Annotated in this window: 16 protein-coding genes and 1 riboswitch; of the genes, 13 read left to right on the top strand and 3 right to left on the bottom strand. The window is 71.8% G+C overall.

The genetic code is table 11. From position 1 onward, the window contains the following. Positions 1 to 204: 204 nt before the first annotated feature. Positions 205 to 3,762: a transcription-repair coupling factor gene (mfd, locus tag ACF1DX_RS18520; protein ID WP_391792227.1), complete on the top strand. Its 3,558-nt coding sequence runs from the start codon at positions 205 to 207 to the stop codon at positions 3,760 to 3,762. A gap of 66 nt (positions 3,763 to 3,828) precedes the next feature. Here the strand turns inward: mfd and ACF1DX_RS18515 are convergent, their stop codons facing one another. Continuing rightward, the gene (locus tag ACF1DX_RS18515; RefSeq protein ID WP_391792226.1) at positions 3,829 to 4,014 is read right to left on the bottom strand and encodes an antitoxin; all 186 of its coding nucleotides are present in this window, start codon (positions 4,012 to 4,014) and stop codon (positions 3,829 to 3,831) included. A gap of 163 nt (positions 4,015 to 4,177) precedes the next feature. Here ACF1DX_RS18515 and ACF1DX_RS18510 point away from each other — a divergent pair, with 163 nt between their 5' ends. Continuing rightward, entirely contained in the window at positions 4,178 to 4,939 is a 762-nt protein-coding gene (locus ACF1DX_RS18510) for an HNH endonuclease family protein (protein ID WP_391792225.1), read from the top strand. A gap of 13 nt (positions 4,940 to 4,952) precedes the next feature. On the opposite strand, the gene ACF1DX_RS18505 is transcribed toward ACF1DX_RS18510, so the two are convergent. Together ACF1DX_RS18505 and ACF1DX_RS18500 are read right to left on the bottom strand one after the other, a co-directional pair. Next, positions 4,953 to 5,753 carry a hypothetical protein gene (locus ACF1DX_RS18505; protein WP_391792224.1) on the bottom strand — a complete coding sequence of 267 codons (801 nt, stop codon included), beginning with the start codon at positions 5,751 to 5,753 and terminating at the stop codon, positions 4,953 to 4,955. A gap of 20 nt (positions 5,754 to 5,773) precedes the next feature. Further along, positions 5,774 to 6,253: a hypothetical protein gene (locus ACF1DX_RS18500; RefSeq protein WP_391792223.1), complete on the bottom strand. Its 480-nt coding sequence runs from the start codon at positions 6,251 to 6,253 to the stop codon at positions 5,774 to 5,776. 202 nt (positions 6,254 to 6,455) lie between these two features. Here ACF1DX_RS18500 and ACF1DX_RS18495 point away from each other — a divergent pair, with 202 nt between their 5' ends. From ACF1DX_RS18495 to eno, 11 genes are all read left to right on the top strand, one after another. After that, positions 6,456 to 8,564 (top strand): N-6 DNA methylase, encoded by a 2,109-nt coding sequence (locus tag ACF1DX_RS18495; protein WP_391792222.1) that lies wholly within the window; start codon positions 6,456 to 6,458, stop codon positions 8,562 to 8,564. A 173-nt stretch (positions 8,565 to 8,737) separates the two neighbouring features. After that, positions 8,738 to 9,373: a hypothetical protein gene (locus ACF1DX_RS18490; RefSeq protein WP_391792221.1), complete on the top strand. Its 636-nt coding sequence runs from the start codon at positions 8,738 to 8,740 to the stop codon at positions 9,371 to 9,373. Positions 9,374 to 9,411: 38 nt separating this feature from the next. Beyond that, positions 9,412 to 10,908, top strand: coding sequence for a protein kinase (locus ACF1DX_RS18485; RefSeq protein WP_391792584.1), 1,497 nt, complete (start codon positions 9,412 to 9,414; stop codon positions 10,906 to 10,908). Between the two features lie 158 nt (positions 10,909 to 11,066). Next, positions 11,067 to 11,714 (top strand): SurA N-terminal domain-containing protein, encoded by a 648-nt coding sequence (locus ACF1DX_RS18480; RefSeq protein ID WP_391792220.1) that lies wholly within the window; start codon positions 11,067 to 11,069, stop codon positions 11,712 to 11,714. Between the two features lie 55 nt (positions 11,715 to 11,769). Continuing rightward, positions 11,770 to 12,759, top strand: coding sequence for a nucleoside triphosphate pyrophosphohydrolase (locus ACF1DX_RS18475; protein ID WP_391792219.1), 990 nt, complete (start codon positions 11,770 to 11,772; stop codon positions 12,757 to 12,759). A 54-nt stretch (positions 12,760 to 12,813) separates the two neighbouring features. Further along, positions 12,814 to 13,095 carry a type II toxin-antitoxin system Phd/YefM family antitoxin gene (locus ACF1DX_RS18470; protein WP_391792218.1) on the top strand — a complete coding sequence of 94 codons (282 nt, stop codon included), beginning with the start codon at positions 12,814 to 12,816 and terminating at the stop codon, positions 13,093 to 13,095. Further along, on the top strand, positions 13,092 to 13,496 hold the full coding sequence (locus ACF1DX_RS18465; protein ID WP_391792217.1) for a type II toxin-antitoxin system VapC family toxin: 405 nt from the start codon (positions 13,092 to 13,094) through the stop codon (positions 13,494 to 13,496). The genes ACF1DX_RS18470 and ACF1DX_RS18465 overlap by 4 nt, the downstream gene beginning before the upstream one ends. A 43-nt stretch (positions 13,497 to 13,539) precedes the next feature. Then, positions 13,540 to 14,826 (top strand): cytochrome P450, encoded by a 1,287-nt coding sequence (locus ACF1DX_RS18460; protein ID WP_391792216.1) that lies wholly within the window; start codon positions 13,540 to 13,542, stop codon positions 14,824 to 14,826. A 197-nt stretch (positions 14,827 to 15,023) separates the two neighbouring features. Continuing rightward, complete coding sequence (locus ACF1DX_RS18455; protein ID WP_391792215.1) at positions 15,024 to 16,043, top strand: transglycosylase family protein; 1,020 nt, start codon at positions 15,024 to 15,026, stop codon at positions 16,041 to 16,043. 205 nt (positions 16,044 to 16,248) lie between these two features. Continuing rightward, a riboswitch (cyclic di-AMP (ydaO/yuaA leader) is annotated at positions 16,249 to 16,417 on the top strand. 3 nt (positions 16,418 to 16,420) lie between these two features. Then, the gene (locus ACF1DX_RS18450; RefSeq protein ID WP_391792214.1) at positions 16,421 to 17,128 is read left to right on the top strand and encodes a transglycosylase family protein; all 708 of its coding nucleotides are present in this window, start codon (positions 16,421 to 16,423) and stop codon (positions 17,126 to 17,128) included. Positions 17,129 to 17,362: 234 nt separating this feature from the next. After that, a complete protein-coding gene (eno, locus tag ACF1DX_RS18445; RefSeq protein WP_391792213.1) occupies positions 17,363 to 18,643 on the top strand; it encodes a phosphopyruvate hydratase in 1,281 nt (426 codons plus the stop codon). Positions 18,644 to 18,707: the final 64 nt, after the last annotated feature.

Here is an 18,707-nt window from a genome sequence, read left to right as displayed (position 1 = left end):
CAGGGGCGAAACCCGTCCAGGGCCGAACGGGGCTCCAGGGACGGGAGCCCTCCGGGAGCCGGGCACCGGCACCGCCCTCCGGTGGGTGGACGTTGTCCACAGCCCGGGCGCCGGGGCCGTCCAGCGACGTACGCTGGACAACCCCGGCCCGCAACGCGTGTCGGGCCCGACGTGTTGCACACCCCCGGACGGAAAGCGCCCCGAATGAGCCTGCACGGTCTGCTCGACGCCGTAGTCAAGGACACCGCTCTCGCGGAAGCGATCGCGGCCGCCACGGACGGCAACCGCATGCACGTCGACCTGGTCGGCCCGCCCGCGGCCCGCCCCTTCACCGTCGCCGCCCTGGCCCGCGACACCGGCCGCCCCGTACTGGCGGTGACGGCCACCGGACGCGAGGCGGAGGACCTGGCCGCGGCCCTGCGCTCCCTGCTCCCGCCCGAGGGGGTCGTGGAGTACCCGTCCTGGGAGACGCTGCCGCACGAGCGGCTCAGCCCCCGCAGCGACACCGTCGGCCGCCGCCTCGCCGTACTGCGCCGCCTGGCCCACCCCCGCCCCGACGACCCCGAGACCGGCCCGGTCTCCGTCGTCGTCGCGCCCGTGCGTTCCGTGCTCCAGCCACAGGTCAAGGGCCTGGGCGACCTGGAGCCGGTCTCCCTGCGGACCGGTGAGAGCGCCGACCTGAACGAGGCCGTCGAAGCCCTGGCCGCCGCCGCGTACGCGCGCGTGGAACTGGTGGAGAAGCGCGGCGAGTTCGCCGTACGGGGCGGCATCCTCGACGTGTTCCCGCCCACCGAGGAACACCCCCTGCGGGTGGAGTTCTGGGGCGACGACGTCGAGGAGATCCGCTACTTCAAGGTCGCCGACCAGCGCTCCCTGGAGGTCGCCGAGCACGGCCTGTGGGCCCCGCCCTGCCGCGAGCTGCTGCTCACGGACGACGTACGCGAGCGGGCGCGGGTGCTCGCCGAACAGCACCCGGAGCTGGGCGAGCTGCTCGGGAAGATCGCCGAGGGGATCGCGGTGGAGGGCATGGAGTCCCTGGCGCCCGTCCTCGTCGACGACATGGAACTGCTGCTGGACGTGCTGCCCAAGGGCGCCATGGCCGTCGTCTGCGACCCGGAGCGGGTGCGGACCCGGGCCGCCGACCTGGTGGCCACGAGCCAGGAGTTCCTCCAGGCGTCCTGGGCGGCCACCGCCGGCGGCGGTGAGGCGCCCATCGACGTCGGCGCGGCCTCCCTGTGGTCCATCGCGGACGTCCGTGACCGGGCGCGTGAGCTGGACATGATGTGGTGGTCGGTGTCGCCGTTCGCCGCCGACGAGGCGCTGACGTCTGCCGCTGACGCGGCGGGCGCCTCGGACACCCTCAAGCTCGGCATGCACGCCCCGGAGACCTACCGCGGCGACACCGCCAGAGCCCTCGCCGACACCAAGGGCTGGCTCGCCGACGGCTGGCGCACGGTGTTCGTCACCGAGGGCCACGGCCCGGCCGCCCGCACGGTCGAGGTGCTCGGCGGCGAGGGCATCGCCGCCCGCCTCGACGCGGACCTCGGCGAGATCACCCCGTCCGTCGTGCACGTCGCCTGCGGCTGCATCGACCACGGCTTCGTCGACCCGGCGCTCAGGCTCGCCGTGCTCACCGAGACCGACCTGACCGGCCAGAAGGCCTCCGGCCGCGAGGGCGCCCGGATGCCGGCCCGGCGCCGCAAGACCATCGACCCGCTCACCCTGGAGGCGGGCGACCACATCGTCCACGAGCAGCACGGCGTGGGCCGCTACATCGAGATGGTGCAGCGCACCGTGCAGGGCGCCACCCGCGAGTACCTGGTCGTGGAGTACGCCCCCGCCAAGCGCGGCCAGCCCGGCGACCGGCTGTACATCCCCACCGACCAGCTGGAGCAGATCACCAAGTACGTCGGCGGCGAGGCCCCCACCCTGCACCGCCTGGGCGGCGCCGACTGGACCAAGACCAAGGCGCGCGCCAAGAAGGCGGTCAAGGAGATCGCCGCCGACCTCATCAAGCTGTACAGCGCGCGCATGGCGGCCCCCGGGCACACCTTCGGGCCCGACACGCCGTGGCAGCGCGAGCTGGAGGACGCCTTCCCCTACGCGGAGACGCCCGACCAGCTCACCACCATCGCCGAGGTCAAGGAGGACATGGAGAAGTCGGTCCCCATGGACCGCCTGATCTGCGGCGACGTCGGCTACGGCAAGACGGAGATCGCGGTGCGGGCCGCGTTCAAGGCCGTGCAGGACGGCAAGCAGGTCGCCGTGCTCGTGCCGACCACGCTGCTGGTGCAGCAGCACTTCGGGACGTTCAGCGAGCGGTACGCGCAGTTCCCGGTGGTCGTGAAGGCGCTGTCCCGCTTCCAGACCGACACGGAGGCGAAGGCGACGCTGGAGGGCCTGCGCGAGGGATCGGTGGACGTCGTCATCGGCACCCACCGCCTGTTCTCGTCCGAGACCAAGTTCAAGGACCTGGGCCTGGTCATCGTCGACGAGGAGCAACGCTTCGGCGTCGAGCACAAGGAGCAGCTGAAGAAGCTGCGCGCCAACGTCGACGTGCTGACCATGTCCGCCACGCCGATCCCGCGCACCCTGGAGATGGCGGTCACCGGCATCCGCGAGATGTCGACGATCACCACCCCGCCGGAGGAGCGGCACCCGGTGCTCACCTTCGTCGGCCCGTACGAGCAGAAGCAGATCGGCGCCGCGATCCGCCGCGAACTGCTGCGCGAGGGCCAGGTCTTCTACATCCACAACCGGGTCGAGTCCATCGACCGCGCGGCGGCCCGGCTGCGCGAGATCGTGCCCGAGGCGCGCATCGCCACCGCCCACGGCCAGATGTCGGAGACGGCGCTGGAGCAGGTCGTCGTCGACTTCTGGGAGAAGAAGTTCGACGTGCTGGTGTCGACGACGATCGTCGAGTCCGGCATCGACATCTCCAACGCCAACACCCTGATCGTCGAGCGCGGCGACAACTTCGGTCTCAGCCAGCTCCACCAGCTGCGCGGCCGGGTGGGGCGGGGACGGGAGCGCGGGTACGCCTACTTCCTGTACCCGCCGGAGAAGCCGCTCACGGAGACCGCGCACGAGCGGCTCGCGACGATCGCCCAGCACACCGAGATGGGCGCGGGCATGTACGTGGCGATGAAGGACCTGGAGATCCGCGGCGCCGGAAACCTGCTCGGCGGCGAGCAGTCCGGGCACATCGCGGGCGTCGGCTTCGACCTGTACGTGCGGATGGTCGGTGAGGCGGTCGCGGACTACCGGCGTCAGCTGGAGGCCGGCGGGATCGAGGAGGAGCCGCCGCTCGAGGTGAAGATCGAGCTGCCCGTCGACGCGCACGTCCCGCACGACTACGCGCCCGGCGAGCGGCTGCGCCTCCAGGCGTACCGGGCGATCGCCTCCGCCAACAGCGAGGACGACATCAAGGCCGTGCGCGAGGAACTCGTCGACCGCTACGGCAAGCTGCCGGAGCCGGTGGAGAATCTGCTGCTGGTGGCGGGCCTGCGGATGCTGGCCCGCGCGTGCGGTGTCGGCGAGATCGTGCTCCAGGGCAACAACGTCCGCTTCGCGCCGGTGGAGTTGCGCGAGTCCCAGGAGCTGCGCCTGAAGCGCCTGTACCCCGGCACGGTCATCAAGGCGACCGCGCACCAGGTGCTGGTCCCGCGCCCGAAGACCGCGAAGGTGGGCGGCAAGCCGCTGGTCGGGCGGGACCTGCTGGGCTGGGTCGGGGAGTTCCTGACGTCGGTCCTGGGCTCCTGACCCGCACACGGGAAGCCGTCCACGGCGTGAGGTCGCCGTGGACGGCCCCGACGGGTGCGCGCGGCCTTACGGCTGGTCGGGACGGTCGCGGTCCATGCCGAGCCGGCGTTCGGCCTGCTGCTGCCCGGTGTCGATCTGCTGCTCGTACTTGCCGCCGGTCCTCTCGTTCATCTTCCGTTCCGCGGCGTCCGAGGCGTGCTTGGCCTTGTCGCGTGCCGCCTTGTTGCTCTTGAACTTGTCGAGGATGCCCATGCGGGAGCTCCTTCCGGAGGGGACTCAGGACCGACGATACGCGCGCTTTGCGGCGAATGCCCGCGTGAGGTCGGATTGGTCTGGACCTCTCACTCGTTACGGTGAGACCCGGCACGATCCGCCCCTGTCAGGGCAGAAGTCCGATGAGCGAAGGAGGGGCGCAGTGACGCGGAACAAGGGACGGGGCATACGGGCCCGGAGCGCGGGCCCGGCGGTGATCGCCGCGGTGGCCCTCCTCGCCGGCTGCGAGGGAGTCCAGGACGCGGGACCCCCGGCCGGCGACGAGAGCGGGCGCGCCGTCAGCCCGCTGGACAACCCCGAGGGCACCGGACCGGGCCTCGCGCCCGTGACCGGCGAGCCGGACCGGGCCGAGGCCGTCGACCTCATCACGAAGGTGACGACCAAGGGCCGCGGACCGAAGACGGGCTACGACCGGGACGAGTTCGGCTACGCCTGGATGGACACGGCGGACGGAGTGCCGCTCGCGAGGAACGGCTGCGACACCCGCAACGACCTGCTGCGACGTGACGGCCAGGACCTGCGTTTCCGCTCCGGGTCCGACTGTGTGGTGGTCGCCATGACCCTGGCCGACCCGTACACCGGCACGACCATCGAGTGGCGCAAGCAGGAGGCCGCCGAGGTCCAGATCGACCACGTGGTGCCGCTGTCCTACAGCTGGCAGATGGGTTCGTCGCGCTGGTCGGAGAGCAAGCGCGAGCAGCTCGCCAACGACCCGCTCAACCTGATCCCGGTCGAGGGCCGCGCCAACTCGGCCAAGGGCGATTCAGGGCCCGCGACCTGGCTGCCGCCCGACAAGCGGGTCCGCTGCGCGTACGCGGTCCGCTTCGCCCAGGTCGCCGTCGAGTACGAGATGCCGGTGACGCCGGCCGACAAGCGCATGATGCTCCAGCAGTGCGGCGGCTGATCCGCCGGGCGGGTCAGCTCAGGGAGTCGATGTCCAGGACCTCACCGGCGGGCTTCTCCACGGGGACCGGCTCGTCGTAGTCGCTGAAGGAGAGGGAGCCCGGATCGGTGGGGGACGTGCTGTCGAGCCGCAGCAGGTAGGGCTCGCCCTCGGTGGCGACGTACAGCGTGAAGCGGTCGTCGCCGTCCTGCGCCTCCAGCGTGATCGCGGGCGTGCCGTCGATCGTCGTCGCCTTGCCGCGCGTCGCCTCCGCGTCGCCGTCCTTTGCGCCGCCGAGGACCTCGTCGAGGTCGCAGAAGCCCGTGAGGTCCCCGGCGTCGGGGCCCTCGGCGGACGTCTTCATCCACTTGCCGGCCAGCAGCGCCACGGCCGCGTCCACGTCCCCCTCGGGTTCGTCCTTGCTCTGGGCCCGCAGGAACTTCTCGTCGTACTTCATGTAGACGGTGTCGCCGGTCTTGATCAGTTCGGCCTCGCCCTGGCCGTCCAGTCCCATCGTGCCGGCGCACTCGCCCCGCTTGTTCAGGGCCAGGTCGACGTGGATGGTGCCGCCGGTGCTGTCGTCGGGGACCTCGCCCGTCATCCGCAGGGACGAGGCCCCGGTGGTGGCCTCGAAGGCCTTCTCGGCGATCTCGCCGCCGGTCAGTCCGGCGAAGGGCTCCTCTTTCGGTTCCTGGGAACTCTTCCCCTTCTCCGCGGTCTTCTGTCCGGCCGAATCGTGTGATGTGCCGGTGTTCGCCTTGTCCTCGCCGCAGCCGGTGAGGCCGACGGTGGCCACGGCGGCCAGGCAGAGGGCAGCGAGTGTGGTGCGACGCATGGTGGATTCCCCCGGAAGTCCTAGAAGCTGCCGTTGCCGATGATCTCGCCGTCGGCGTCGTACACGGTGACGAGACCGTTGTCGCTCTGCTTCCAGTCGGCGAACGCGGAGGCGATGAGCTTGGCGGGGCCCGTGCCCTCGCCCATGATCCCGCCGGTGAAGTCGGTGTAGACGTCGGCGGCGTCGAGGATGTCGTTCTGCTCGTCCGCGCCCTGGACCTTGGTGATGTGCGAGGCGGCGTCCTTCTCCTGCGGTGTCCCGTTCTTCTGCACGAACGCCTTGAACTGCTCGGCCTGGGACGCCTTCTCGGTGCCCTTGTCCTCGGCGGGCTTCGCGTCCGACGCGCCGTCCGGCTTCGTGCCACCGGACTGCTGCTCCGCGGACGCCGAGGTGCCCTTGTCGCCGGAACCGCCGTCCGAGTCCCCGGAGTTCGCCGAGGCGGCACCGATGACGACGATCCCCACGACGGCACCCAGCGCGATCTTGCTCTTCATGCCCATGACTGTGTCCCTCCCGACGCGGCCACCGCCGCCTGCCGACGGTCGCTCGTTCGCGGGGTCAATAAGAACAGATACTGTGAACTGAGTCAACAAGGTTCACGATGGTGAGCATGTATACGCTTGTGAAGCATAAGTTTTGCATTCGTCTGTATGCTCGCCGCCACATGTGGAAGCAGAGGGAAAACAGGGCGGGGTGCCGGGCATGCAGGACAACGCGACAGAAGTGACCGCCGCCGGGATCGCACGGCTGGCCGGTGTCGGCCGCGCCGCCGTCAGCAACTGGCGCCGGCGGCACACCGACTTCCCCCGGCCCGTCGGCGGCACCGAGACCAGCCCCTCGTTCGCGCTGGCCGAGGTCGAGGGCTGGCTGCGCAGGCACAGCAAGCTCGCCGAGGTCCCGCTGCGGGAACGTGTCTGGCAGCAGCTCGTCGGCCACCCCGCGGGACCGGTCACCGCCCTCACCCACGCCGGCTGTGTCCTGCTGCTGATCCACGACCGTTCCCCGGTCTGGCTCGAGGTGAGCTCCGGCTCCGACGAGCGACTCGCCGCGCTGCTGCCCGGAGCGCTGGAGCAGGTGCTCACACCACGGCTCGGCACCGCGAACAGCTCACGTGTGAACACCGCGGGCACTGTTCACAACCCCGCCGCCCCCGCCGCTTCGGTCGCCTCGGTCACCCGAAAAGCCCTCGAACCCCCCACCGCCCCCCACCTGCTCCGCTCCGTCCCCCTCCTCCGCGCCGTCGCCGAACTCGCCGCCGGACTCGGCGCCCGGCACACCTTCGAGTTCCTGCTCGGCCGGCACCTCGACGCCAACCCGCGCCAGTACACGCCCACCCCCGCCGACCTCGCCGCTCTCATGGCCGACCTGGCCGGCACCGCCCGCACCGTCCTCGACCCGGCCTGCGGCACCGGCGCCCTGCTGCGCTCCGCCGGCAACGCCCCCGGCCGACGGCTGTACGGCCAGGACAGCGCACCCGAACTCGCCGCCCTCACCGCGCTCCGCCTCGCCCTGCACACCCGCGCCCCCGCGCACGCCGCCGCCGGTGACACCCTGCGCGCCGACGCCCACCCCGAGCTGCGGGCCGACGCCGTCCTGTGCCACCCGCCGTTCAACGAGCGCAACTGGGGACACGACGAACTCGCCTACGACCCGCGCTGGGAGTACGGCTTCCCGGCCCGCACCGAGTCCGAGCTGGCCTGGGTGCAGCACGCGCTCGCCCGGCTGCGGGACGGCGGCATCGCGGTGCTGTTGATGCCGCCCGCCGCCGCGTCCCGCCGCTCCGGGCGCCGGATCAGGGCCGACCTGCTGCGCCGGGGCGCGCTGCGCGCCGTCGTCGCACTGCCGGCCGGCGCCGCGCCCCCGTACAACATCCCGCTGCACCTGTGGGTGCTGCGCCGGCCCGAACAGGCGCCGACGCGGCCGGAGGTGCTGCTCGCCGACGCCGGGCGGTTCGCCGGCGAGGGGCGCGGCGGGCCCGACTGGCCGGGAGTGCGGGAGACGGTCCTCGACGCCTGGCACGCCTTCGACCGGACCGGCCGGCTCGACGAACGGCCCGGACTGGCCCGCTCCGTGCCCGTCGTCGAACTCCTCGACGACGACGTCGACCTCGCCCCGGCCCGCCACCTCCCGCCCCCGCCCGCCACGGACGGCGCCGGCCGGCTCACCGACGTACGCGAACGGCTCGGCGAGACGCTGCGCCTGGCCGCCGGCCTCACCCCGCCGCCCGTCGACCCCGCGCCACCCCTCGTCGGACGACTCCCGCTCACCACCGTCGGTGAACTCGCCCGCGCGGGCGCCCTGGTGATGCGTACCGGCGGAAACGGCGGCCACGCGCGCGTGCCCGTCCTCACGGACCACGACGTACTCTCCGGAACCGGCCCCTCCGGCACACTTCCGGAGAGCGACGAGGAAGCGGTGCTCACCGAACCCGGCGACGTCGTCGTGCCCGTGCTCGGCGGGGGCGCCGTCGCGCGGGTGGTCGACGACGCGACCGCCGGGGCCGTCCTGGGCCGCAACCTCGTGCTGCTGCGCCCCGACCCGGAGGTGCTCGACGCGTGGTTCCTCGCCGGGTTCCTGCGCGGCACCGCCAACCACCGCCGGGCCGGCAGCTACGCGTCCACCGTCACCCGGCTCGACGTGCGCCGGCTGCGACTGCCCCGGCTCGCACCGGCCGAACAGCGGCGCTACGGTGCCCGATTCCGGGCCCTGGACGAGTTCGAGCGGGCGCTCGGCCGGGCGGGCCGGCTCGGCGAGCAGCTCGTCCGCGGGATGTACGACGGCCTGACCGACGGAACGATCGCCCCCGGCTGAACCCCCGACCGAACCCCGGCTGAACCCCCGGCCGGGCCCCGACCGGGCCCTCGACGCGCTTCCGGAACGCCCCGGTACGACAACGGTTCGGTACATCCGGGGACCGGTTGTCGCCGTCGGCCTATACGCTCGGACTCCGAGTTTCCATCGGCTACACCTGTCCAGGAGCAGTCATGTACGGCCACGGCGCGGCGCCGCCCCCTCCCAGCGCGGCAATGGTCATCACGCAGCGTGTGCTGTACGCCGCCGCCGGCATCCTGTGCTGCGGACTGCTGGCGTGCGTGCCGCTGTTCCGGGTCGCGTTCCTGCGGGGACGGCCGCTCGACTGGGCGGCGGCCTGGGTGAGCATCCCGCTGTCGATAGCCTGCCTGGCGGTGGTCGGTTCGCTGCCGGAGACGGACTACCGGACCGACGTGGCCCTGGCCGCCGTCCTGATCCTCGGCGCGGTCTCGGCCGCGTACTACCTGACCGTGGACATCCGCCTGCACCGGCGGCCGCACCCGTACGCGGGCCAGATGCCGCCGTCGCCCCACGCCACGACGGGGCACGGCCCGGCAGGCGTCCACGCCCCCTACGGCTACCCGCAGCAGGGCTCGCCGTACGCGCCCACGCCGGTGCCGCAGCCCCAGGCCCCCCACACCCCGATACCGCACACCCCGGTGCCCCCCACCCCCGTACCGCCGCCGCAGCACCCCGTACCGCCGGCCCGGATCGACCAGGTCCGCGCCGAGCTGGACGAACTCAGCGACTACCTGCGCCGCCAGGACGGCAATCCCGGACAGCACGGCAACCACGAGGGCGGAAGGTGAGCGTGACGACGGGACGTGTCGTCGCCGGCCGCTACGAACTGTCCACGCTCATCGGACAGGGCGGCATGGGACAGGTCTGGACGGCCTACGACAAACGGCTGGACCGGCGCGTGGCGGTGAAGCTGCTGCGCCCGGACAAGGTGGCCGGCCAGGAGGCCGACGAACTGCGCCGCCGCTTCGTGCGCGAGTGCCGGGTGACCGCACAGGTCGACCACCCCGGCCTGGTCACCGTGCACGACGCGGGCAGCGAGGGCGAGGAGCTGTTCCTCGTCATGCAGTACGTCGACGGCGCCGACCTCGGCGACCACCTCGCCGAACACGATCCGTACCCGTGGCAGTGGACCGTGGCGGTGGCCGCACAGCTGTGCGCCGTGCTGAGTGCCGTGCACGCCGTGCCGATCGTCCACCGCGACCTCAAGCCGCGCAACGTGATGGTGAAGCAGGACGGCACCGTCACCGTGCTCGACCTCGGTGTCGCCTCCGTCATGGACAGCGACACCACGCGCCTGACGCACACCGGTTCGCCCATCGGCTCGCCCGCCTACATGGCACCCGAGCAGGCGATGGGCGGCGCGGTCGGCCCGTACACGGACCTGTACGCGCTCGGGGTGCTGATGCACGAGCTGCTCAGCGGCGACGTGCCGTTCGCGGGTTCCACGGCGCTCGGGGTGCTGCACCGGCACCTGTACGAGCCGCCGGCGCCCGTGCGCCGGATCCGCCCGGAGGTCCCCGAGGCCCTGGAGACCCTGGTGCTGCGGCTGCTCGCCAAGGACCCGCAGCACCGCCCGGACTCCGCGCAGGAGGTCTACGAACACCTGGCGCGGCTGCTCCCCGCGCGGGGAACGCCCACCGGCGCGCCCCTGGACCCCACCCGCCCCTTCCTGCGCCCGCACGCCCCCTGGCCGGACCGCGCCCGCACCCCCGCGCCCCAGCCGGCCCCCGCCGCGCCGCCCGCGCCCGCGGCGGAGAAGGCCGACGTCGCCGCCGCCGTGGACGAGGTGAAACGGCTGCTCGGCGAGGGCCGCATCACCCAGGCCGTCGACATCCTCGGCTCGATCCTGCCCATCGCCGCCGAGCAGCACGGCGAGCACTCCCCGGTCGTACGCACCCTGCGCAAGCAGTACGCGGCCACGCTCCTGGACGACGGCCAGTACCGGCGCGCCCTGCCCGAACTGCGCCGCCTCGCCGACGAACGCGCCGCCGAGGCCGGCCAGGCCGACCCGCAGTCCCTGCGCCACCGCTACGAGGCCGCCCAGTGCCTGGAGCAGCTCGGCGAACCCGCGGCGGCCCTCGCCGAGTACCGGGCGCTGCTGGCGTACTACGAGAACCAGTACGTGGCCGCCGGCGACCCGCAGCTCGCCCACGACGTGCGCCGCCGCATCGGCCATCTGCTGCTCGCCCTGGGCGACCGGGCCGCCGCGCACGACACGCTGGTGCGGCTGCTGCACGACGTGGAGCGCGTGCAGGGACCGGGGCACCCGCTGGCCGCCGACGTCCGGCGGACGCTGCAGTGGCTGGGACAGGTGCGCGGCTAGCGGGACGGCGGGCCGCTGCGCCGTACGGGGCGGACGCCGGTGCCGGAAGTCCTCGTGAATCGTTGGTCGAATGGGTTGGCCAGAGCTTGGCCGATGCCTACCATCGATCACCGCAAGACTTTGTGCACCGCCGCACAAGCTCTCCTCAGGAGGTCTCCTTGCACCGCCGCCGTCGCACCGCGCTCCTCCTCACCGCCGCGATCGCCGCAGCGGCGCCCCTGCTCACCGCCTGCGGGAACGACGCGCACCCCGGTGCGGCAGCCGTCGTCGGCGGCGAGCGGATCACCGTGTCGCAGCTGGAGAACAGGGTCGACGAGGTCCGCGCGGCCCAGCGGGCGGCCGTACCGGACGACGCCCAGTACCAGCAGGCCATCGCCCGCACCGGCAGCCTCACCCGCGACACCCTGCACGGCATGGTCCTGGACCGGGTGCTGGAGCGCGCCGCGCGGGACGCCGGCGTGACGGTCACGGACCGCGAGGTCCAGCGGATGCGGGCCGGTCTGGAGCAGCAGGCCGGTGGCGCGAAGGCGCTGGAGGCGGCCTGGCTGCAGCAGTACGGCATCCCGCCGCAGCGCCTCGACGCCAACTTCCGCCTCCAGATCCAGGCCCAGAAGCTCGCCCAGCGGCTCGGCACCGACACCAGCCGGCCCGAGTTCTGGCAGGCGCTGTCGAAGGCGGGCGAGAAGCTCGACGTCGACCTCAACCCGCGCTACGGCGACTGGGACGTCGAGAAGAGCAGCCGGGTCGACGCGAAGACGCCGTGGGTACGGGACGTCACGGCGACCGGGATGCCGCAGACGCTCTGACCCGCCGCCTGTGGACAACTCGGGGGCTGTCGGCGGGGTGGGCTAGTTTCGGGTTGTGAACGCAATCAGCCCCGCCCCGGACCCCGGGACCGCCCCCGGCCGAGTCGTCCTGCTCACCACCAGCCACCGTGTCGCGCCCGGCCTGCTGTCCTGGCCGGCCTGGCAGGCCCTGCACGCGGCCGACAGGGTGCTGTGCGCGGACGGCGCCCACCCGCAGCTTCCCTATCTGCGGGAGGCGGGAATACCGGTCGAGGAGGCGGCACCGACCGCCGAGGAGATCGTCGACGCCTGCGCCGGCGGGCGGACGGTGGTGGTCGTCGCCACCGGCGAGGGCGAACCCGCCCTGACCGACGGGCTGGCCCGGCTGGCCGGGACCGGCAGGGTGCGGATGCCCGAGCTGGAACTGCTGCCCGCCTCCTACGACCTGCCGGGCGCCCGGCTGCTCGACCTCGTGCAGGTCATGGACCGCATCCGCGCGGAGTGCCCGTGGTCGTCGCGGCAGACCCACAAGGGGCTGGCGAAGTACGGCATCGAGGAGGCGTACGAACTCGTCGAGGCCATCGAGGAGGGCGACCGGGACGAGCTGCGCGAGGAACTGGGGGACGTGCTCCTCCAGGTCGTCTTCCACGCGCGGATCGCCGAGGAGCACCCGGACGCCCCCTTCTCGATCGACGACGTGGCCGGCGGCATCGTCGCCAAGCTCATCCACCGCCACCCGCACGTCTTCGGCGACGAGACGGCCGAGACCCCCGAGGACGTCAAGGAACACTGGCTGCGGACCAAGGCGGAGGAGAAGCGGCGCAGCTCGGTGACGGAGGGGGTGCCGCTCGGGCAGCCCGGACTGGCGCTGGCGGCGAAGCTGGGGTCGCGGGCGCGGACCGCGGGGCTGGATGTGCCGTTGCCGGTGGGGGAGGGGGTGGGGTACGAGCTGCTGGGGCTTGCGGTGCGGGCGGAGGCGGCGGGGGTCGATCCGGAGGCGGCGTTGCGGGCGGCCGCGCGGGCTTATCGGGATGCCGTACGGGCTGCTGAGGGAGTGTCCTCTTAGTACCGCGGGGGCGGTGGGATTGATGTACCTACTTTATGTAGGTACATTGGCTTCATGGAAACCATCGGCCTCCGTGAGCTGAATCAGAACCCTTCGAAGGCAGTGGCCCGGGTCCGGGCAGGAGCGTCAATACTGGTCACCGACAGGGGCAAGCCGGTGCTCCGTATGGTGCCGGAGGCGGAAGCCCCCGGCACGCTCCAGCGCCTGCTCGACTCGGGTGACGTGACCGCGCCCGCGGAGACGGGCATGCCGGACGTGGTCCCTGACCTCGCGCCTGATCTCGAGAGCCTGTCGGACGTGCTGCTTGCCGAGCGCGACAGGGAGCGCGGGCGGTGATCTATCTCGACAGCTGTGCACTGCTGAAGTTCATCAAGTCCGAGAAGGAAACCGATGCGCTGCGCGCATGGCGCGCGGAGCTTCCCGAAGGGACGGAACTTCTCAGCAGCGACCTGGCGCGGCTCGAAATCACGAGGACCTTGTATCGGGCTGGTGTGGATCACCAGCGGGTTCCGTACTTCGTCGGGCAGGCGGTGCGTGGCGTGTACCTTGCGGACGTCACCACCACGGTCATGGCCCGGGCGGCCGCTTATCGCACCCAGCGGCTGGGGACGCTCGACTCGATCCACCTGGCCAGTGCCGACCCGTTCCGGCAGGACATCACAGAGTTCGTCACCTATGACCAGGAACTGGGTCGAGCCGCCGAGGAACTCGGGTTTCCCGTGAGCGTCCCGATCTGACAGCGTCACGCGGCACCTCCGGCGGACGGCTACGGTCGTGAGCATGCACGACCAGCCGCTCGCTCCGTCTTCCGCCCAGGCCCCGGCCCCCGACCTCTTCACCTGGGAGTTCGCCGCCGATCCCTACCCCGCCTACGCCTGGCTGCGCGAGCACGCCCCCGTGCACCGCACCCGGCTGCCCAGCGGGGTGGAGGCGTGGCTGGTCACGCGGTACGCCGATGCCAAGCAGACGCTCGCCGACAACCGGCTGTCCAAGAACCCCGCGCACCACGACGAGCCCGCGCACGCCAAGGGCAGGACCGGTATCCCCGGGGAGCGCCAGGCGGAGCTGATGACGCATCTGCTGAACATCGACCCGCCGGACCACACCCGGTTGCGGCGGCTGGTCAGCAAGGCGTTCACCCCGCGCCGGGTCGCCGAGTTCGCGCCCCGCGTGCAGGAGCTCACCGACGGGCTCATCGACCGGTTCGCGGACCGCGGCTCCGCCGACCTCATCCACGAGTTCGCCTTCCCCCTCCCCATCTACGCCATCTGCGACCTGCTCGGCGTCCCGCGCGAGGACCAGGACGACTTCCGGGACTGGGCGGGCATGATGATCCGGCACGGCGGGGGCCCGCGCGGCGGGGTCGCCCGGTCGGTGAAGAAGATGCGCGGCTACCTCGCCGAGCTGATCCACCGCAAGCGCGAGGCGCTCCCCGCCGAACCCGCCCCCGGCGAGGACCTCATCTCCGGCCTCATCCGCGCCTCCGACCACGGTGAGCACCTCACCGAGAACGAGGCCGCCGCCATGGCGTTCATCCTGCTGTTCGCCGGTTTCGAGACCACCGTCAACCTGATCGGCAACGGCACCTACGCCCTGCTCACCCACCCCGGACAGCGCGACCGCCTGCAGCGGTCCCTCGTCGCCGGGGAGCGCGGGCTGCTGGAGACCGGTGTCGAGGAGCTCCTGCGGTACGACGGTCCCGTGGAACTCGCCACCTGGCGGTTCGCCACCGAGCCGGTCACCATCGGCGGGCAGCGCATCGCGGCCGGCGACCCCGTCCTCGTCGTGCTCGCCGCCGCGGACCGGGACCCGGAGCGGTTCGCCGACCCGGACGTGCTCGACCTCGGCCGGCGCGACAACCAGCATCTGGGATACGGCCACGGCATCCACTACTGCCTGGGCGCACCGCTGGCCCGCCTGGAGGGCCGGACCGCGCTCGCCACCCTGCTGACCCGGCTGCCGGACCTGCGGCTCGCGGCGGAACCGGCCGAACTCCGCTGGCGGGGCGGGCTCATCATGCGCGGACTGCGCACGCTCCCGGTGGAATTCACGCCGCCACAAAAGTGACGGACCGCGCATCCTTTCCGTGCCCCCGGGGCGGCCAACGCAAACATGACACGCTCTCAACTCTGTGATCTTCACGTGATCTGTGCGGCATTAACTTGTGACAAGTGATCGTCTGCCGATACGTTCACCCATCAAGTGCGGTGGCTCGGGCTCCACTCACCGCACTGGTCATCGCTGTCTCGCGAAAGGTCTTCCGTATGCTCTCCGGGAACGGTCGGCACCGTCGCCCCCGCCAGGCTCCGGCTCTCCTCGTCGCGGCCGGAGTGACCGGCTCCGCCATTGCGATCCCCCTCTTCGGCGCCGGCGCCGCCAGCGCGGCCGACGGCCTGAACTGGGACCGGGTGGCCGAGTGCGAGAGTGGTGGCTCCTGGAGCCAGAACTCCGGCAACGGCTACTACGGCGGCTTGCAGTTGACCCAGGAGGACTGGGAGAAGTACGGCGGCCTGGACTACGCGTCGAGCGCCGACCAGGCAAGCCGCGGCCAGCAGATAGCCGTGGCCGAGAAGATCCTCGCCGACCAGGGGGTCGGCGCGTGGCGCACCTGCGGACTGCTCGCGGGCCTGGATCAGGACGCTCCGCCGGCCAGTGTCGACACGGGGGTGGCCGACGACTCGACATCGGGCGATTCGGATTCGTCCGACTCGTCGGACTCCGGTGATTCGCCCGCTTCCTCTCCTTCGTCCTCCCCTTCCCCTTCCTCCTCTCCGTCGTCGAGTGCGAACGGCGGGAAGAACTCGGACGCTTCGGTGGGCGAATCGGCCAATCCTGGCAAGTCCGCCGACTCGAGTACCGATTCGGACAGGGCCACGGACGGTGGGACGGGCACGGACTCCGACACCTCCTCCTCTGCCTCGGCAAGCCCCAAGAACAGCGAGTCGGACAAGTCCGGGCAGGTCGGCGACGCTTCGGCGGACGCCGATGCCGAGGGCGGCGGCCGCCATCGCGGCGCCAGCGCGGAGGAGAGCAAGGACGAGGCCCGCGCATCCGATTCGTCCGGCCGGCACGCCTCGCGCGGCCTCAACGCCTGGGGCGGCACGGCCGGTGACTCTTCCACCGTGAGCAACGAGGGCGGTTCCCCGTCCCGTGCCGACTCCCTTGCGGTCGGCGGCGGATGGGGCGCGCTCTACGGGGTGAACGAGCAGCTCATCGGCGGCGACGCGGCTCTCGTCCTGCCGGGTCAGGCGCTTGGGGCGGGGAGCGAATCGGGTGGAAAGTGACACCCGAAAATGCTTGGGCGCGGCGGCAGTTGACGTCATGTTTCGCGGCTAATGTCCGGTTTAAAGATTGTGAGAGATAGGTCTCAGAGGCCCTGATCGTCTTTGAAATTCCGTGGATCGCGTGCCTACGGTCGTGACCGCTCGCCACCGCGGGCCCCGGCTGCCGCCACGCCGAATCCTGCCAGTGGCAGCACGGGAACAGTCGTCGCGTCATGCGCCGTAGGCAGGAGCGGGGGACCCAAGGTAAGCGCCCCTTCCGGTGATTGACACCGGATCGGGCTTGGGGTGAAGCCGCGTCCCGTGAGGGACGTGGCCGGGCAACTCAACCGGCCCGAACCCGACAGCTCACCTCGCAGGCGTCGGTGAGGGGATCCACCATGCTGTTTTCCGGCAAGGGCAAGCACCGTCGTCCGTCCAAGGCCACCCGCGCGATCGCCGTCGCCGGTGTCGCCTCCGCCGCCGTCGCCGCCCCGCTGATGGCGGCCGGCAGCGCCTCCGCCGCCACCGCCTCCGAGTGGGACACCGTCGCCCAGTGCGAGTCCGGCGGCAACTGGTCCATCAACACCGGCAACGGTTACTACGGCGGTCTGCAGTTCTCCGCCTCCACCTGGGCCGCGTACGGCGGCACGCAGTACGCCTCCACCGCCGACCGGGCCAGCAAGGCGCAGCAGATCGAGATCGCCGAGAAGGTCCTCGCGGGCCAGGGCAAGGGCGCCTGGCCGGTCTGCGGCACGGGCCTGTCCAACGCCGCCTACGGCGGCTCCTCCGCGAACGGCTCGGGCTCCTCGCAGAGCACCGGTTCCACGGAGACCCGTGAGACCGGGCAGAAGGCCTCCCGCTCCGCCGAGCGGAAGACCGAGCAGAAGGCCGAGCGGAAGACCGAGCAGAAGACCGTCACCACCCCGACCGGCGAGAAGGTCGAGAAGGGCGACGGCGAGTACAAGGTCGTCAAGGGCGACACCCTCAGCTCCATCGCCGCCGAGCACGACGTCGAGGGCGGCTGGGCCGAGCTGTTCGAGCTGAACGACGACATCGTCGACGACGCCGACCTCATCTACCCGGGCCAGCAGCTGCACCTCAAGTAAGCGGCTGCCTCCCTGCCCCCCGCCCCGGTGCGTTTTCCCCCGTACGCGCCGGGGCGGGGTTTTTCACGGCCGGTTTTCCCGAAACGGCTTTGTTCCGTTCGGAAACAATTTACTCTCGGTTCTGTCCACGGGGCGGGCGACCGGCGGCCCGATCGCCCCGGGCCGGTTAGGCTCGGTCTCGCAAGACCCTCCGGGGTCCTGCCCACCCGCGTCACATCCAAGAAGGAGATGCTCGTGCCGTCCATCGACGTCGTCGTAGCCCGGGAAATCCTGGACTCCCGAGGCAACCCCACGGTCGAGGTCGAGGTCGGCCTCGACGACGGCAGCACGGGTCGTGCCGCCGTCCCGTCCGGCGCCTCCACCGGCGCCTTCGAGGCCATCGAACTCCGTGACGGCGATGCAGGCCGTTACCTGGGCAAGGGTGTCGAGAAGGCCGTCCTGGCCGTCATCGAGCAGATCGGCCCGGAGCTCGTCGGCTACGACGCCACCGAGCAGCGCCTGATCGACCAGGCGATGTTCGACCTGGACGCCACCGACAACAAGGGCTCGCTCGGCGCCAACGCCATCCTGGGCGTCTCGCTCGCCGTCGCCCACGCCGCCTCCGAGGCCAGCGACCTCCCGCTCTTCCGCTACCTGGGCGGCCCCAACGCGCACCTGCTGCCGGTGCCGATGATGAACATCCTGAACGGCGGCTCGCACGCCGACTCCAACGTGGACATCCAGGAGTTCATGATCGCTCCGATCGGCGCGGAGTCCTTCTCCGAGGCCCTGCGCTGGGGCGCCGAGGTCTACCACACGCTGAAGAAGGTCCTGAAGGGCAAGGGCCTGGCCACCGGCCTCGGCGACGAGGGCGGCTTCGCCCCGAACCTCGGCTCCAACCGCGAGGCCCTCGACCTCATCCTCGAGGCCATCAAGGAGGCCGGCTACACCCCCGGCGAGCAGATCGCCCTCGCGCTCGACGTCGCCGCGTCCGAGTTCTACAAGGACGGCGTCTACACCTTCGAGGGCAAGGAGCGCTCGGCGGCCGAGATGACCGAGTACTACGCGGAGCTCGTCGACGCGTACCCGCTCGTCTCCATCGAGGACCCGCTGTTCGAGGACGACTGGGAGGGCTGGAAGACCATCACCGCCAAGCTCGGTGACAAGGTCCAGCTCGTCGGCGACGACCTGTTCGTCACCAACCCCGAGCGCCTCGCCCGCGGCATCGAGGAGGGCGCCGCCAACGCCCTGCTGGTCAAGGTCAACCAGATCGGCTCGCTGACCGAGACCCTGGACGCCGTCGAGCTGGCCCAGCGCAACGGCTTCAAGTGCATGATGTCCCACCGCTCCGGCGAGACCGAGGACGTCACCATCGCCGACCTGGCCGTCGCCACCAACTGCGGCCAGATCAAGACCGGCGCCCCGGCCCGCTCCGAGCGCGTCGCCAAGTACAACCAGCTCCTGCGCATCGAGGAGATCCTCGACGACGCGGCGGTGTACGCCGGCCGCTCGGCCTTCCCCCGCTTCAAGGGCTGAGTCGTAGGCAGCGTCGTACGTACGTCCCCGTACCCGGTCCCGTACCGTGTGCGGGGACGTACAC

Source organism: Streptomyces sp. NPDC014676 (assembly GCF_043084105.1).
GTDB lineage: Bacteria > Actinomycetota > Actinomycetes > Streptomycetales > Streptomycetaceae > Streptomyces.
Note: the sequence above shows the minus strand (reverse complement) of the source record. Positions and strands in the feature narration are given on the sequence as shown.